The sequence below is a fragment of the Holdemania sp. Marseille-P2844 genome, from assembly GCF_900120005.1.
In the GTDB taxonomy this organism is placed as follows: domain Bacteria; phylum Bacillota_I; class Bacilli_A; order Erysipelotrichales; family Erysipelotrichaceae; genus Holdemania.
Genome location: NZ_LT635447.1, coordinates 12952 through 28826, shown reverse-complemented (window position 1 = coordinate 28826; position 15875 = coordinate 12952). Strand labels below are relative to the sequence as shown.

The window sequence follows — 15875 nt, the reverse complement described above, 5'->3', positions numbered from 1 at the left end:
ATGGAGGCAATCATCAACGGCATCAACAGGATGGCGGGCAGCTATCATGCTCAAGATATCTTCCAGGATTGGGTGCAGATGTCCGGGATCTCTATATCAAACCAGTTATTCTTCGATCAACGACTGGAAGAGCAGTATCTGACACTTGCAAAAAAATACAACGATGAGCAGTTAAAAGAAATGTGCCGATGGACCGCAAGGCTTGTAGAGCTGTTTGAGAATGATATCAATGATTATCTCGGCAGCATCTACATGATGTTAAATGCCGGGAATTCGAGGACAGGTCAATTTTTCACACCATTTCATGTGTGTGTGCTGATGGCCAAGGCGGTACTTACTGGATATAGCGGCGAAAAGATCACAGCCAATGAGCCCAGTGTCGGCGGCGGGGCCAATTTTCTGGCGGTAGCCAAGGAGATCCAGCGTTTAGGTTACGATTATCAAAGTTTGCTTGACGTTGTCGCCCAGGATCTCGACTACAAATGTGTGTGGATGTCTTATCTACAGTTTAGCTTTGCGGGTATTAGTGCGATATGTGTGCAAGGCAATACCCTGCAAAATGAAATCAATTTTACCTTAGTCACGCCAATGTATTGCTTGAGAGGTGTGTCACCGTGAAAAATGATGTAATCAATTTAATCATTTTGAAGCTAAATGATAAAATTGAAAGCCGCGAAATTGAGCTTGTAAAGAATACACTGATCACTTGCCTCGAAGATTATGATCTGGTACCTAAAAAGAATGAAGTCGTACCGTATGGCTACGAAGACGAAAAGCTGATTCAGCTGTTCTTGGTAAGCAAAAAGATTGATGGATTGAGTGATCGATCCATTAAAGTGTATAGGCAGGAGTTAAATTCACATCTACACCTATACATTCAAAAAAAGATCACCGACATTACAACGGACGATCTGCGGATGCACTTCGCAAAGCGGATGATCGACAGTCCGAATTTGTCAAAAGCCACACTGAACGGCGAGCGTCGATATCTGTCCAGCTTCTTTACTTGGCTCGCGGATAATGGATATATTCCAAGGAATCCAATGCGGGCGATTAAGAAGATGAAAGAAGACAAGCGGATCAAGAAACCATTCAGCCAGGAAGAAATCGAACTCATGCGAGACGAATTGAAGAACCGGGTTGAAAAGGCAAGAAATACACGAGATCGTTTTGTAGCGATAAGAATGCAAGCACTCTTTGAATTTATGCTGAGCACCGGTTGCCGCGTAAGTGAAGCTTCCGGAGCTAAGCTTAAGGATTTAAACCTGACAAGCAACGAGATCCTCGTGTTCGGCAAAGGTGCAAAAGAACGAATCTGTTATCTAAACGAGATATCAATCATCCGCTTAAAGCAATGGCTTGAAGTGAGATCAGAAATGTCAGTAGACAGCGAGTATCTGTTCACCGGGTATCAGAATTCATACAATACCGGAACGATACTCGGCGCAGGTGGAATCGAAAGCTACTTCCGGCATTTAGGCGATCAACTCGGGATCAAGTGTCATCCGCATAAATTCAGACGCACCTGTGCGACGATGGCCTTGACCAAAGGAATGCCAATCGAAGAAGTGCAGCAGATGCTTGGACACAATGAGATCAACACAACGATGATCTATGCCCAGGTATCACAGGAAAATGTTAAACATAGCCACAGAAAATATATGTAAATGTCCAGCTGATGATCCAGCTGGCGGAAGGGAGATTGACGATGGAATTAAAAAAGGTCATCATTGAGAATTTCCGCAATATCACTCACGCGGAATATGATCTTACATCCCGCAGCATCTTCGCGGGTCCGAATCGGCAGGGGAAGACAAATACAATCCTGGCCATCTATTGGGCGTTAACTGATTTATTGCTTGATGGGTCGTCAGATTATCAATCATTTAAGCCGGAATTTAAAGAGGAGGCAGAGGTCAGCGTTGAGCTGGTCTGCGATACCTTTACATTAAAAAAAGTGTACAAGGGATGGCGGCCTCGGCAGCAAGGATCCGGCGAGCCGGGTGACTTGCAGCATACGACCGATTATTGGATCGACGGCACAAAGTTTAAAAACCAGGGCGAGGCAAAAAAGACGCTGCTTAAGCTGCTTGGTACCAACCGGCAGCTTGAGACATCAAAATTTGATTTGACCCGGGCGATGATTGACCCATATTACATCGGCCAAGGCTGCGACTATAAGACGCTGCGAAGCTTTATCGTTGAGATCATCGGCGATGTAAGTAATGAGGATGTCTTTGCATCCGATCCGGCGCTGCTGACAATCCGCGATCTGATGGCGCGGTATCAGTACGATCCAGGACTTGCGCAAAAGTTTGTCAAGCAACAAGTCGTAGCGGTTAAAAAGGATATTGAAGCAAGTGAGCAGCAAGTTAAAGGTCTGGAGTCTGTGCTAGACGTAGATCATGTATCACTTCAAAAGGCTCAAGAGGCGCTTGATCAAATTGACAAGCAAGTGTCAGGCTTACAGGTACAGCTGTCTGGCCGGGACAATCCGCGGATCAACGAGGCAAAACTCCAACTGTCTGATATGACCCTTAAGCTTGCTGAGAGCCGGACAAAGGACATGGAGGCAGTACAGGAGCACAACCGGCAGATTGAGGCGGAGCTTCGCCGGCTGGAAAAGGTAAGACAAGATGCTGAGTGTCAAGCACAGGATTTAATCCGGCGTCGGATTTCCGCTGAGAATGCAATTCTTGGCAATGATCAAAAGATTGCCAGCATTGAACAGCAGATCGCGGAGTTGGAAACGAGAAGGCAGGAGCGGTTGCAGAAATATCACACCAGAAATGCCGAGGAATATACGCAACCAGAATCACAAAAAGAAGTGTGCCCAAATTGTGGCTATGTGCTCAATCAAGCGGCGCTTGAAAGCTACCGTGTAACCTGGGAGTCCAGTAAGCAGCGAGACCTTGATTACATCGTCCGGCAAGGTAAGCAACTGAAAAATGACATCGAAAATCTGAGATTTAAAATTGAAGAACTCCGAAAAGGAAAGGCAGACGCAGAGGAGAGTTTACCGCTGATCAAACAACAAATCCGCGAGTTTGAAAAAGACGCTCAGCAAGCTCAGGATAGCGCCGGACAGCTGCGTAAACAGTTAAGTGAGGTAGTTGACTCAGATCAGACAATAGCGCTCAGAGAGGCTGTGAAAGCGGCTCAGGATAGCTATGACAATCTGATCAAAAATCAGCAGGCAACCATGGCTGACGTACAAGCGGAGATCCAGCGGTTAAACGCTGACTCTGTACAGTATCACAACGTCCTAAACGATCACGGCGCTTACGTGGCCACGCAAAAAAAGGCTGCGGCCATGTGTATACAAATTAAAGCAAAAGAGGACACGCTCATTGACTTTGAGCAGCAGTCCATCTTGATTGATCGGTTTTTAGAGATCAAGCTCGGACTGTTCCAGCGCCGTATTTCCAGCGTGTTTGGTGATCGTGTCCAATTTACTCTGATCAAATACAATCTCAAAAAAGGCAGCTGGGATGAGGTGTGCTATCCATCGGTGTTGGACAAAAACACACCGTTTGAGGATGGCTCGGGCTCTGAAAAGATCCTGACAGGCATCTACCTGGCTGAATGCGTTAAACGTCATCTCAGACTGTCAGATCTGCCTTACATATTTGATGAGTGCGACAAGCTCGACACAGCCAGCCTGGCGGCGATTCCGACGCAGGCGCAGATCATCACGACCAAAGTTGACGACGTCAACTATAACAAAGTAACGCTGATTAGCGCATAGAAAGAGAGAGGTAAAGTAAATGATTAAAGGTACAGTTAAGTTTTTTGAGGACAAAAAGGGTTATGGTTTCATCGCCGGCGACAACGGAGTTGATTATTTCTTTCACTGGTCTGATTTACAAATGGAAGGCTTTAAAAAAGCTGAAAAAGATCAACGGGTAACCTTTGAGGTTATTCAGGGTGACCATGGTGAAAAAGCAGGCTATGTCTGCTTGGAGGCTTGATGATGAAGAACAAAAAGAACACAAGCTCAATTCTTGAGTTCAATGGTGGAGCTATCCTAGAACGGATTGATCTTGAACTGAGCAAAGTTTTGAAAAACATTGCTGATCTTAATACGGATCCAGTTAAGCCAAGAAAAATTAAAGTCGAATTAACCGTTCAGGCTGACTATGAAAGAAAGAACCCGGCAGTAACAGTTAAAGTTTCTAGTTCGTTACAACCAACGAATCCTATCAAAGTTTCTTTGCTTACAGTCCAAATTGTTGATGAGGAAACTGGCGAGATCAAAGAGGGTTTGCAAGAAAACTGCGGAGTAGCTCCGGGACAGATTAACTTATCAGGTGATGTCGTGATGCCGGAAATTTATATACCATCAGAAAGAGCGAATTAAGGAGGAAATCGCAATGTTAAAAGAAGCTATTGAAAAAATTCAGGAACTAGTCGAAAGTCGAAACAAGGTGCAAACAATTGATATTGAGGGTACAACTTACACGGAGTTGGCTCTCAGCCCAATCAAAGAGCGGATTCCGCGCTGTGATCGCATGGATTTCTGCAATCTCGAAATGCTGATTGAAAATATTAAAACAGAGCTCGATGACCACAATCTTCCATTGCGTGTTCTTGTAAAAGAACGTGAAGTCAATGTTTACTCCTCATACGATCGTTACAAAGATCGTGAGCACATCTTCCGGTCGACAGCCCAGGCTCCCAATATTGAGTTTAATCAGTATATGTCCGTTGAGGCTATGATTATCATGCTACAAACCAATTTTGCAGAGTCTGAAAACCGGAACAATCTCATCCAGTTGATCAGCCGTATTTCTTCAGAAAATAAGATTGAGATGACTGATGATGGAATGGGACAGAGAGTCGCAGTGACGCAGGGAGTTTCTGTAAAAGGCACAATTGCCGTTCCACCTCTGGTAAAATTGATACCTTTCCGGACATTTTACGAAGTGGTGCAACCAGAACAAATGTTCCTATTCCGTATAGATAAAAACATGAATGTTGCTTTATTTGATGCGGATGGAGGAGCGTGGAAAGCGTCCTGTCAACTTGAAATTAAAAAATATTTAATAGATTATTTATATGCCGAGATTGAAGATAGAAAGGTAATTGTGGGGTAATAAAATGGCAGAAGAAAAGAAGAATGCGCCGGTAAAAGTTTTTAGAACCGCTGAACAGAAACTATCAGAATTGTTTATCAATGGTGCTGCTGAGGGATTAGGGAAAGTTGGCATGCGCTTAGATGATTATCAAATGATCTGTGCAAAAAATGCTTTTAAAAAGTGCTTTGACGTTTGTAAAACGAACAAGGTGGATATCAATGTCTTAAAAGATGACGTGGCGACGATTTTAGAGCGTGCGGCCATGTTCAGGCTCAACGCATTAGCTATTCCTGAGGAGTGTTATATCACTCCTCGGGACATCAACAAGCCCAACAAAACACCTCATCTTGATTTTGGTATTCAAGGTGATGGTAATGATCGAATTCTGCGAGAGTATGGCGTAAATGTTCAGACAGTACATCCTTATTGGCTCGTCCGTGAGGGTGATGATTTTAAATTTCCTCATTTTAAAGGTCTCGAAGTTGTGCCACCGGAGTGGGAGCCCAAAGGTTATAGTCAAAAGGTTGTACGTGTTGTTTATCCAATTACTTACTCTGATGGATCTACCCAATATCACATCGCTGATCGAGAGTCTGTTAAAGTTAATTTACTTGCGCACATCAATCAAAATCTGATGGGGGAATACTTCGGTATCAGTGCATATAACCTTGAGGGTAAAGCTGCGATAGAAGCCAAAGAAAAGCAAGCGGCGATGCGTAAAGAAATAATAGATGGAGTAAAGGATCTGCCATTAGAGGAGATTCTTGATCATCCATCAGTTCAAAAATACATCAGTCCGGCCTGGCGTTCTCCGCATTCCAGAGAATCTATGATTATCCGGAAAATTCGTAACAACGTAACAAAACCAATTCCAAAGGATTTTGGAGATTCTTATATTTTTGAATCCTATAAGGATTCAATGAAAGATGACGAATATAAAGAAACAGAAGATGAACGTATCGACAAAGAAGGTGCTGTGGACGCAGAAGTCGCTGAGCAGGCCGGAAGCCGCCCAGTACAAGACGATATCCCGGCGATCCCTCAACAGGCCGAGAGCGTACAAAAGGCCCCGGAAATCAAGCTTAATGAAGCCGAGAAGGTCGCTGCGTCGGCTGACCCGTTCTGACCATGGAATTCCGTTGTTTGGCCAGCTCATCCGCTGGCAACTGTTATCATATTACATTAAATCGCAAAGACTTGCCTCCGGTAGTGCTGCTGCTGGAGGCTGGCCTTCCCTATGCTGAGCTTCTGCGCCGTATGACCTCTGAGGGGCTCGACTTACGGCCCGTAGACGCTGTTTTAATCACGCATAACCACAAGGACCACTGCGCTGCTTCCGGCGATCTGCAACGCCGCGGGAAGCGTGTGTATGGCAACCGGTTGATCGTTGGAGAGGACCAGAGCACACTGCTGGAGGCCGGCCGGATTAAGACCGTCGCTGCGGAAACCAGAGTTTACCCGTTTGTCGTTGAGCATGACGCAGAGGATAGCCTGGGTTTTGTGATTTATACCGATATGGAGATGATCCTGTTTGTCAATGATTGCAAATACTTTGCGGAGGATCTTTCACAGCAGCAGTTTGATTATGTATTTATTGAGTCCAACTATGACGGTCAGGTGATCCACTTTGCTTACGAGGCTGCCAAAGAGCAGCACAACGAGGTCGATATCAAACGTTATGAGCGCATTTTAAACAGCCACATGTCCATTAAGCACACCTGTGATCAGCTCAAAAAACTGGATCTCAGCAACTGTAAAGGCATCTTTTTGATGCACTTATCTGACCGTCACGCCAACCCCAATTTGTTTAAACAAAGGGTTCAGAAACAGTTCGGAAAGCCTTGTTTTGTATGCCGAAAAAGTGGGGGTATTTTGTAAAGGAGGGTTTATACAATGTATTCCAAGATTGATAGCATGTTTTGGCGGGATCAAAAAAATAGAAAATTAAGTGATGACGGGAAATTGTTGTTTTTATATCTTCTGACTTGTCCTCATCGTAGCTCAATAGGGTTGTATTACCTCCCTGAACAATATGTTGCTTCGGACATAAAATGGACACTTGAAAGGGTTCAAAAAGGGTTTAAAGAACTGTTACAAAACGGTTGCATTAAGTACGACAAAGATAACGAAATCGTCTTTATTAAGAACTTTTTGCGGTATAACAGCTTTGAGAACTCAAACCAAATTAGAGGGGCTATAAAGTTCCTAGGCACTTTACCTGATACAGTATTTTTAAGTGATCTTATCGAGGTTATAAAAATGGGTTACGAAGACTGTTCCAAGGACAAAAGCCAAGATTTCAAAAAGGCTTTAGAAACCCTTACCGTAACCCTTACTGAAAGAGTTCGAAATACAGTAGCTTATAACAGTAACAGTAACAGTAGCTTATATTTAAATACTTTTGCGCCGAGCTCTAACGACTCGACGCCGGATGAAAATACTCCCGAACCTGTACCTTATGACGAAGAAGAACCAGAGGAGTTTGCCGAAGTTTCGCAAGAGCTGCCATTAATCATGCTGCCATTGAACGATGGAACAGAATACCCTGTAGCCACATCAATGGCCAATGAATGGCAACAGCTATATCAAGCAACGAATGTGGTGACAGAATTGCGCAAGATGAGAGGCTGGCTACTTGCAGATCCGGCGAGACGTAAAACAAAGCGTGGGATATTGCGATTTGTTACAAATTGGCTGAGTCGTGCTCAGGATAGCGGATCTCGTGGCAAGACAACTCAAAAGCGCCAGGACGTATTCCCGGATTACTACCAGCAGATGAAAACCGGATCGGATCTGGAAGTTGCAGAAGCCACAGATTTCAACCGTGAAGAATTTGAAGAAATCCGCCGCAAATTAAAAGAACAGGAGAAGTAGAGATGGAAAGAAAATACTACGAAATTAACGAAGCTGCAGCCCGGCGATCAAAGGAAATGATGTCCTTTGATGACTACCGCGAAGGAAGTGCGACATCAGCTTATCGACAGGAAGCAGAACAAATATACCAGCTGGCTGAGAAAGTGGCTGATAGACGGCCAGACGCCGCTGAGAAAGCGGAGAAATTAGCGGATAAGTACGCTAAGCTGCTCGCAGACTACTACAATACCAATTTCCGGATCGATCAGATGTGTCCGTCGGTGATGATCGCTGGACCGGCTAAATTTCCGATGAGAAAAAAAGAAAAGCAGAATCAGGCGTGGGATCGAAACCAAGAGAAGTATAAAATGTGCAAAGCGATCGAAGATAAAATCAGAAATCTGCTAAATGGTAAGGAAGTCATAACCGCCGGTGATCCGGAAGCTATAGAAAAGCTGAAAAACAAGCTGGCGAATCTTGAGCAGGCGCAGGAAACCATGAAGGCAGTCAATGCCTTTTATCGCAAGTATAAAACGCTGGACGGTTGCCCTAATTTACCTTTAGAAGAGCTGGAAAAACTGAAAATATCTTTGGACATCAATTGGCGCGCAGACCCGAAGCCGTTTGAAAGCTATCAGCTCACCAACAACAACGCAGAAATCCGGCGGGTGAAAGAACGGATTAAAAAGCTAGAAGTCGCAAAATCACAACCGGCTTACAGAAAAGAATATGACGGATTTTCAGTTGAAGAAGATCCGGAAGCCATGAGAATTAAGCTGATCTTTGAAGAAAAGCCTTCTGCGGAAGTTCGTGATGTCCTGAAAAAGAACGGTTTCCGCTGGTCGCCACGGGCGAACGCCTGGCAAACGCAGCTAACCAATAATGGACGTTATCGGCTCGAGCGAGTGCTGAAGGAGCTGGAAGCGTGCTGATGGTTTATCGTCTGCGCCGTTATCCACACTTGGCGCCGTCTTACATCATGTGCAGTAATGCTGTGGAGGGCTTGCGACTCGTAAGCGGAGCGCTGAAACTACAAGAAACAGAGATAGAAGTGATCGGGATGATCCCGTGGGAGGGTAAACGATCATGATTAACCGAGTAATCTTAACCGGCCGGCTGGCTCGGGATCCTGAGCTGCGCAAGACGCAGTCTGGGTTGTCCGTCTGCGGCTTCCAGCTGGCTGTGGATCGTCCAAAACTCAAGGGGCAGGACGAGGCTGTCACGGACTGGATCAGCTGCCAGGCTTGGCGGCAATCCGCTGACTACATTTGCAACTATGCAAAAAAGGGAGCGCTGCTTGCGGTGGATGGCCGGATCCAGACGCGCAGCTATGACAATGCCTCTGGCCAGAAAGTGAACGTTACCGAAGTCGTCTGTGAGCGTGTTGAGATCCAGCGGCAGGCGTCATCGCAAGCGAGTAGCAAGTCACAATACAAAGGCGGATCGACTACACGGGATAACACTGCCGGCCGCAGTTCATCGTCAGCCTACGGCAGCACAGGTTTTGCCAATCCGGAGTATCAGGATCCGTTTGGTGAGGATTACAGCTCAGGTCCAACGCTGGACATCAGCTCTGACGATCTCCCATTTTAGTTGAGGCGGAGTGTTATGAAGATTGAGTTGTATAACGATCACTTTGAAAACGCCAAACGATACCAGATCCCACGGGCGCAGTTGATCATTGCTGACATACCGTACAATATCGGGATCAACGCTTACGGAAGCCGTTCTGATTGGTATATTGGCGGCGACAACAAAAATGGCGAAAGTGATAAGGCGGGAAAGGAATTCTTTGACACGGACAAAGATTTCAAAATTTATAACTTTTTCCAGTTCTGCACGCGGCTTCTCAGGCCGGAGCCGAAGGAAAGAGGAAAAGCACCGTGTATGATCATCTTCTTCAGCTGGCAGCAGCTGAACGAGATCACAGACTATGCAAAACAATTTGGATTTAATCATACACAGCCGTTATTCTTCGTCAAGAAGTCTTCTTCGCAGGTACTGAAAGCCAACATGCGAATTTGCGGCGCGACAGAAACAGCGCTTGTCCTGTATCGGGACAAACTGCCTAAATTTAATAACGGTGGGAAGATGATTCTGGATTGGTTTGAGTGGGATAAGTCAGGAAAATACCCGAGGATTCACCCAACACAAAAACCAGTTCCAGTGCTAAAACGACTGATTGAAATCTACACGGATCCAGGCGATGTTGTAATAGATCCGGTGGCCGGTAGCGGAAGCACATTAAGAGCTTGCGCCGAGCTGAATCGGAACTGCTATGGGTTTGAGATCAAGAAAGAGTTTTACAGAGCAGCTAAAGAAAAGATGTTGTCGGATGTGCCTGTATGCTTGAATTTGTGAGGAAAATGAAAAATGATCAAATTTAAGAAATCAGAAAAAATTGCAGCAAAAGATCGAACAGTCTTTTGCGGATGGGAAAAGAAAGCGATCCAGCCATCGACAGCAATGAAAAGAATCGCAGAGAATAACGGAATAGATCCGGAATTGATAAACATTGCCGAATTTGAAGAAATGGCGATTCGTCTTGGGTATTGGAGGACGAAATGAAAAATAAAGAAGTTGAAAATTGCATCTTTGATTTAACGCAGTGTGCGAAAAGCAAATATCCGCATGATTTAAAAGTGATCATCGAATATATCGAAAAACTTGAACGTGAAAATCTCGGATTACGACAGCAAGTCGAAAACTTAAAAAGAAAGGAAGAATCGCGATATAAAAGCGATGCATGGGGGTGAGTAATGATGAATAAAAAAGAACTGAACAGAATATTGGAAAACCATAAAAACTGGCTTTTAGATGAAGAAGGCGGAGAACGCGCTAACCTGAGATACGCTAACCTGAGATACGCTGACCTGAGATACGCTGACCTGAGTGGCGCTGACCTGAGCAACGCTGACCTGAGCAACGCTGACCTGAGTGGCGCTAACCTGAGATACGCTAACCTGAGCAACGCTGACCTGAGTGGCGCTGACCTGAGCAACGCTGACCTGAGCAACGCTGACCTGAGTGGCGCTAACCTGAGTGGCGCTAACCTGAGATACGCTAACCTGAGCAACGCTGACCTGAGTGGCGCTGACCTGAGCAACGCTGACCTGAGATACGCTAACCTGAGTGGATCTAAAGGAATATTAGCTGCGGTTGACTTCATGGAAAGAAACTTTAAAAAAACAAAAGATGGATATATCGCGTATAAAACGTTTGGCGGTGAACGCAAACCGCCGGGAAGTTGGAATATCATTGCCGGATCGGTGATTAATGAGAATGTGAACTTTGATAGATGCAATGCTTGCGGATGTGGAATAAACGTCGCACCGCTGGAATTTGTTAAAAACAACTACAAAGGCGAGATCTGGAAGGTCTTAATTCGCTGGGAATGGCTTTGCGGAGTTTGTGTCCCGTACAACTCGGATGGGAAAATCAGATGTGAACGAGTCGAACTGTTGGAGGTGGTCGAACGATGATTGATGAAAAGAAACTTACAAAAGAAGAATGTTTAAAAGCAACTAAAGAATTAAAAGACAGTTTTCTTTTACATACTCCAAGATATATAAGCTTTCATTCTCCAAGAATTATGAAGCATATATCAAACCTAGAAAAACTAATAAATAAACACTTTGACAATCCTCCGTTGAAATTTAAAGAGCTTGAAGATGGAGAATGGTATTGGTGTGAAGTGTATGGTTGGTGCTTGATGAATTTCTATGAAGATTTAAACGGAAAGATAAATTATGAAGCTATGACTGTAACACATGATAAAATTGATTTATTAGAAGAATTTGAAGAAAACCGTTTTTACAGAAATCAGGTTGAAGAATGAATAAATATCAAGAAGCGTTAAATTTCTTATGCGATCATGCGATGGAGTACATCGAAGATTTTGATTTGGAAGAATATGAATGCGGAGATTATTACCCTTTGGACAAAGAAACACTTAACGCAAATAAATCCGTTCTACAGGAGCTTATTGACAGAGCGACGCCGGTGAAGATCAATGAAGAAACGGCAACCGCTAAATTTATAGACGATCGTCCAACAACAGTAATTATATACCGTTGCCCTAAATGCGGAGGAAGAGTACACCCGTTTGATGGGGACTTGTATTGTAAGCATTGCGGTCAGGCATTGGATTGGAGCGGCAATCAATGATCCCCGTACTACTCGCCGTCGTGTTTGTGGTGCTCGTGCTGCTGATTGACAGGATGGGAGGAGATTGATGATGACCGTCACTGAGATCCAAGCGGCCATCCTGGCCACCAAACAACAAATAGCCAACACGATGTCGCCGATGCGCAAAAGAGACATGCAGCGCCACCTGGCACGACTCAGGCGTAAGCTGCGAGCGGCAATGAGAGGCAGTCGCTGATGTGAGAGCTATAAAGACATACGCTCTGTACGACACCAGAGACAACGATCTTTGTGTATTTGTCGGTACGGTACCGGAGATCGCTCAATTTTTTAAGATGCAGCTCACCGCGGCGTACCACAGCATCAGGCAAGGACGCAAATTTAAAAAACGATATCGGGCAGAGTTGATCGGTGTTGACAGGAGGGATAGCGGTGGACGAGAGGATCAAACGGACCAAGGATAAGCTGCGAGTGTACGGCAACTACACCCGCCAGATCCGACAGTTGGAGCGCCGGCTGCAGCAGATCGAGGATGCTATTGCTTGGCATCAGGATTGGCCAGAGCAGGCTGCCAAAGAGTGCGGGATCCACCGTTTGGATCCCAAGCACCCTGCGGTGCAGCGTATGACTATTGAGCAGGCAACATTGGAGCGAGAGATCGATCAGGCGTACGCCGAGCGGCAGCTGCTGGGGCTGGATACCTGGCTTAGCAGCCTAAGCCAGGACGATCGGCAGATCATCCGGCTGGTGTATGAGGATGGATACAGCTATCAGGCAGCTGCGCCCATGGTCAATATGTCAAAAACAGGCTTACAGTATCGCATCGATCAAATTTGTAAAAGTCCGTACGCGTACGGTTGACTTTTGTGATATACTGTGCGCGTAACGATGCAGTAGGTATGTCTAAGCGTTCTGGTAATCCAGGGCGCTTTTTGTTATTATGGAGGTGCACGGGATGGGCGGTAGAGGCGCAAAAATAGGTATAAAAAAACAAATTGAAGGAGCTTCTCATGCGACTATACATGATGATAAAATATATAAGTATTATTTGAATCCAGTTCAAAAGCATTATCAAGAATTCGCTGCAGTTGGATATACCATGGAAAATGCGGAACAGCTAAGAAAAGATATGCTTAAAGGTCTTTTGGGTAATGAAGTGACTGAGTATAAAAGATCAGAAACAGGATATACAAAGGCAATAGTAGATATGGAATTGGGGGTTACAGAAAAAAAGTTGTTTAGAACAGTTTGGGGTAAAGATAAAGAGGAACAATATTTTAGAAATATTACAGCTCACAGGATTAAAAAGAAAAAAGGAAAGGAGTGAGATAGATGAATAAATTTAAAGACTTAGAGGAAGTAATAATTAAAAACACTAAGAAAACAGGTATAGTTGTTGACATGTATAAAGTAAAAAACACGTATTATTATCAGGTTGAATTAGATAATAACGATGTAAAGGAATACTCAGAGAATGAGTTAGAAAAAAAATAAGCAATCTATCAGATTGCTTTTTTAATGGTTTTTAGCGAGCGCCTCCCTCGCTGAATGTGGCAGCATATGACAACATGTTGCAAAATACAAACACTGGTCAGATTGGTTTATCGCCTTGCCGCTGACCTTTTTCTCTTTCTCTTTCTCTTTCTCTCTCTATATATTTAATAACTAATAAATATTTATGTTTTTCGAGTTAGGCATTGATAGTTATTAATTATCAAATATTTAAGCGATCAATGTAGGCAGAAAATAAGAAAAGGAGCGTGATTCGTATGATTAAATCACCATGCAATGACAGCAAGCGTTGTCCAAAAGACTGCCCGACAGTATGCCGCGATTGTGCTTATTGCGAACCGTATCAGGAGTATCTAAAAAGCATTAAACACAAACGCAGCGGAGGAAAGAAAACGCAATGACTAGCTTTCACGCGCGCGCAGCCGAGCTGCAGACGCAGCTGCTTGATGTCTCTGTCCTACGGCCGGCGGAGTACAATCCGCGCAAAAAATTGACGCCGAAAGATAGCGAGTATCAAAAAATCAAAGCCAGCATTGAACGCTGGGGATACTGTGACCCGGTGATCGTCAACAAGGATATGACAGTAATCGGAGGCCATCAGCGTCTGCAGGTCATGCAGGACATGGGTTACACGGAGATCAGCGCCGTTGTCCTGGACATCAGAAAAAACGACGAGAAGGCACTGAATGTGGCGCTCAACAAAATCAGCGGTGAGTGGGATATGGAGCTACTCGGCGGTCTGATGACTGAACTATCATCAGAAGAATTCGATCTGGAGCTGACGGGTTTTGATCCAGAAGAAATTGATGACTTGATCGGCTGGCATGATGACCAACCGGAAGAACGCGAGAATGAGCGCATAAGGACGATGGAAACCTATAACCTTGATAAATTTGACGAGGATGAGGCTGATGGTTTTTATCAAATGCCGGTTATCTACAACGACGGTGTAATCCCAACTGATTTGATCGGATTTAATTACGCGCTGAGCAGCCGTAACAAGGCCGTAGGCGTGCATTGTTTTGTGGATGACTATCAGTTTGAGCGGCTTTGGAATCAACCGGAGAAGTATCTAGAAACGCTCGCTGATTACGAGGTAGTGCTATCTCCTGACTTTTCGCTGTATTTAGACATGCCCATGGCTATGAAGGTGTGGAATGTGTACAGGTCGCGGCTTCTTGGGCAATACTGGCAACGGAACGGCATCAAAGTTATTCCGACTATAAGTTGGGCAGAACCGGAAACCTTTACTTTTTGCTTTGATGGGATCCCAGCGGGCAGCATCGTGGCAGTGTCCACGATCGGAGTTAAGCGCGATGATGAATGCTTTCAGGTCTGGAAAGAGGGAATGGATGCGATGATCGAGCACGTTAAGCCATCTCACATACTTGTGTACGGCGGGAAGCTCGAATATGACTATCCGCCAGAATGTGAGGTCATTTATTTTGAAAATAAGGTAACTGAAAGAATGAAGAATCAGAAACAGGAGGGGAAGGAAAATGGAGACAGCTAAATTCAGAGCTTTGCTGAAAGGTAACAATGCGATCCGGCTAGATGATAACTGGATCGTTTTTAATGATCTGGAGCTTTACAATCTCAACACAGGTAAATCTATTGTCAGTGAGAATTTTGATGATTTTCTTAAAATCATGATCGGCAAAAAGTCGATTGCCGCTCTCATATCATCGCAAGATGAGTTTTATCGGACGTTTGCAGGCGGCCGGGGGGCAAAGTACGGAAAAAATGACCTCGGTGGTGGTTTTAACTCAGCCGGAGATGGCCGTGATCATGGCTTTAGAAATGCAAAATTCCCAGCTGAATTTAATGTCGGCGGGAAGTTCAGAAGCTATGATAAAACCTTGGATTTATTCGTGAAAAAATATGCGAGTGCAGATCATGAATATGGCATAACCGTTGATGATCAAGGCTTTGTTCATCGGCATATCGAGGGCGGTAGATCCTCAGTTGCAATAAGTGGTGGAAAGAATCAAATGATCTTACACAATCATCCCAGCGGCGGGAATTTCAGCAAAGCAGACCTGATTTCTATCGCTTCGGGAAATGAGCGGGGGATAGCAGCCATCGGGACTCGCAAAATTTACACAATTAGCAAGAAAAAGGGTTTTGATTCAAAAGCGTTCATCAAAGGCGTTAGCACCGCGAAATGGCCAAAACACTTGAGCTATGATGATGGGGCTGACTGGTGGCTGCGAAAAAACGCCAAGAAATACGGTTATTCATATACTGCGAGAAAGTCTAAATAAAAACTCTGAACTCTGGGAAAGG

At 44.6% G+C, this 15875-nt stretch carries 22 protein-coding genes; all 22 read left to right on the top strand.

The features are described 5' to 3' along the window. Nucleotides 1–618: a DNA methyltransferase family protein gene (locus BQ7364_RS00275; RefSeq protein WP_072682835.1), complete on the top strand. Its 618-nt coding sequence runs from the start codon at nucleotides 1–3 to the stop codon at nucleotides 616–618. After that, entirely contained in the window at nucleotides 615–1667 is a 1053-nt protein-coding gene (locus tag BQ7364_RS00270) for a tyrosine-type recombinase/integrase (protein ID WP_072682834.1), read from the top strand. The genes BQ7364_RS00275 and BQ7364_RS00270 overlap by 4 nt, the downstream gene beginning before the upstream one ends. Before the next feature lie 41 nt (nucleotides 1668–1708). Next, a complete protein-coding gene (locus BQ7364_RS00265) occupies nucleotides 1709–3748 on the top strand; it encodes an SMC family protein (protein ID WP_072682833.1) in 2040 nt (679 codons plus the stop codon). Nucleotides 3749–3767: 19 nt separating this feature from the next. After that, a complete protein-coding gene (locus BQ7364_RS00260; protein ID WP_072682832.1) occupies nucleotides 3768–3971 on the top strand; it encodes a cold-shock protein in 204 nt (67 codons plus the stop codon). Nucleotides 3972–3973: 2 nt separating this feature from the next. Then, nucleotides 3974–4360, top strand: coding sequence for a hypothetical protein (locus BQ7364_RS00255; protein ID WP_072682831.1), 387 nt, complete (start codon nucleotides 3974–3976; stop codon nucleotides 4358–4360). 13 nt (nucleotides 4361–4373) lie between these two features. Beyond that, a complete protein-coding gene (locus tag BQ7364_RS00250; RefSeq protein WP_072682830.1) occupies nucleotides 4374–5096 on the top strand; it encodes a hypothetical protein in 723 nt (240 codons plus the stop codon). 4 nt (nucleotides 5097–5100) lie between these two features. Beyond that, nucleotides 5101–6204 carry a hypothetical protein gene (locus BQ7364_RS00245; RefSeq protein WP_072682829.1) on the top strand — a complete coding sequence of 368 codons (1104 nt, stop codon included), beginning with the start codon at nucleotides 5101–5103 and terminating at the stop codon, nucleotides 6202–6204. Between the two features lie 2 nt (nucleotides 6205–6206). Beyond that, entirely contained in the window at nucleotides 6207–6956 is a 750-nt protein-coding gene (locus tag BQ7364_RS00240) for an MBL fold metallo-hydrolase (RefSeq protein ID WP_072682828.1), read from the top strand. Nucleotides 6957–6971: 15 nt separating this feature from the next. Further along, a complete protein-coding gene (locus BQ7364_RS00235; protein ID WP_072682827.1) occupies nucleotides 6972–7952 on the top strand; it encodes a hypothetical protein in 981 nt (326 codons plus the stop codon). Between the two features lie 2 nt (nucleotides 7953–7954). Continuing rightward, the gene (locus BQ7364_RS00230; RefSeq protein ID WP_072682826.1) at nucleotides 7955–8863 is read left to right on the top strand and encodes a hypothetical protein; all 909 of its coding nucleotides are present in this window, start codon (nucleotides 7955–7957) and stop codon (nucleotides 8861–8863) included. 154 nt (nucleotides 8864–9017) lie between these two features. Then, the gene (gene ssb, locus BQ7364_RS17600; RefSeq protein ID WP_072682825.1) at nucleotides 9018–9524 is read left to right on the top strand and encodes a single-stranded DNA-binding protein; all 507 of its coding nucleotides are present in this window, start codon (nucleotides 9018–9020) and stop codon (nucleotides 9522–9524) included. 15 nt (nucleotides 9525–9539) lie between these two features. Beyond that, nucleotides 9540–10292: a DNA-methyltransferase gene (locus BQ7364_RS17595; protein ID WP_072682824.1), complete on the top strand. Its 753-nt coding sequence runs from the start codon at nucleotides 9540–9542 to the stop codon at nucleotides 10290–10292. A 12-nt stretch (nucleotides 10293–10304) separates the two neighbouring features. Continuing rightward, nucleotides 10305–10499: a hypothetical protein gene (locus BQ7364_RS00215; protein WP_072682823.1), complete on the top strand. Its 195-nt coding sequence runs from the start codon at nucleotides 10305–10307 to the stop codon at nucleotides 10497–10499. Further along, nucleotides 10496–10687: a hypothetical protein gene (locus BQ7364_RS00210; RefSeq protein ID WP_072682822.1), complete on the top strand. Its 192-nt coding sequence runs from the start codon at nucleotides 10496–10498 to the stop codon at nucleotides 10685–10687. Before BQ7364_RS00215 ends, BQ7364_RS00210 begins: the two co-directional genes overlap by 4 nt. 6 nt (nucleotides 10688–10693) lie before the next feature. Continuing rightward, nucleotides 10694–11413 (top strand): pentapeptide repeat-containing protein, encoded by a 720-nt coding sequence (locus BQ7364_RS17475; RefSeq protein WP_083538322.1) that lies wholly within the window; start codon nucleotides 10694–10696, stop codon nucleotides 11411–11413. After that, nucleotides 11410–11769, top strand: coding sequence for a hypothetical protein (locus BQ7364_RS00200; protein ID WP_072682821.1), 360 nt, complete (start codon nucleotides 11410–11412; stop codon nucleotides 11767–11769). The genes BQ7364_RS17475 and BQ7364_RS00200 overlap by 4 nt, the downstream gene beginning before the upstream one ends. Next, a complete protein-coding gene (locus BQ7364_RS00195; protein ID WP_072682820.1) occupies nucleotides 11766–12098 on the top strand; it encodes a hypothetical protein in 333 nt (110 codons plus the stop codon). The genes BQ7364_RS00200 and BQ7364_RS00195 overlap by 4 nt, the downstream gene beginning before the upstream one ends. Nucleotides 12099–12509: 411 nt before the next feature. Continuing rightward, nucleotides 12510–12938: a sigma-70 RNA polymerase sigma factor region 4 domain-containing protein gene (locus tag BQ7364_RS00190; RefSeq protein WP_072682819.1), complete on the top strand. Its 429-nt coding sequence runs from the start codon at nucleotides 12510–12512 to the stop codon at nucleotides 12936–12938. Between the two features lie 94 nt (nucleotides 12939–13032). After that, nucleotides 13033–13404 carry a DUF6883 domain-containing protein gene (locus tag BQ7364_RS00185; protein WP_072682818.1) on the top strand — a complete coding sequence of 124 codons (372 nt, stop codon included), beginning with the start codon at nucleotides 13033–13035 and terminating at the stop codon, nucleotides 13402–13404. Between the two features lie 5 nt (nucleotides 13405–13409). Then, the gene (locus BQ7364_RS17855; protein ID WP_159432730.1) at nucleotides 13410–13571 is read left to right on the top strand and encodes a hypothetical protein; all 162 of its coding nucleotides are present in this window, start codon (nucleotides 13410–13412) and stop codon (nucleotides 13569–13571) included. A gap of 415 nt (nucleotides 13572–13986) precedes the next feature. Continuing rightward, complete coding sequence (locus BQ7364_RS00180; RefSeq protein WP_072682817.1) at nucleotides 13987–15102, top strand: DUF4417 domain-containing protein; 1116 nt, start codon at nucleotides 13987–13989, stop codon at nucleotides 15100–15102. Beyond that, entirely contained in the window at nucleotides 15089–15853 is a 765-nt protein-coding gene (locus tag BQ7364_RS00175) for a hypothetical protein (protein WP_072682816.1), read from the top strand. The genes BQ7364_RS00180 and BQ7364_RS00175 overlap by 14 nt, the downstream gene beginning before the upstream one ends. The last annotated feature ends 22 nt before the right edge of the window (nucleotides 15854–15875 follow it).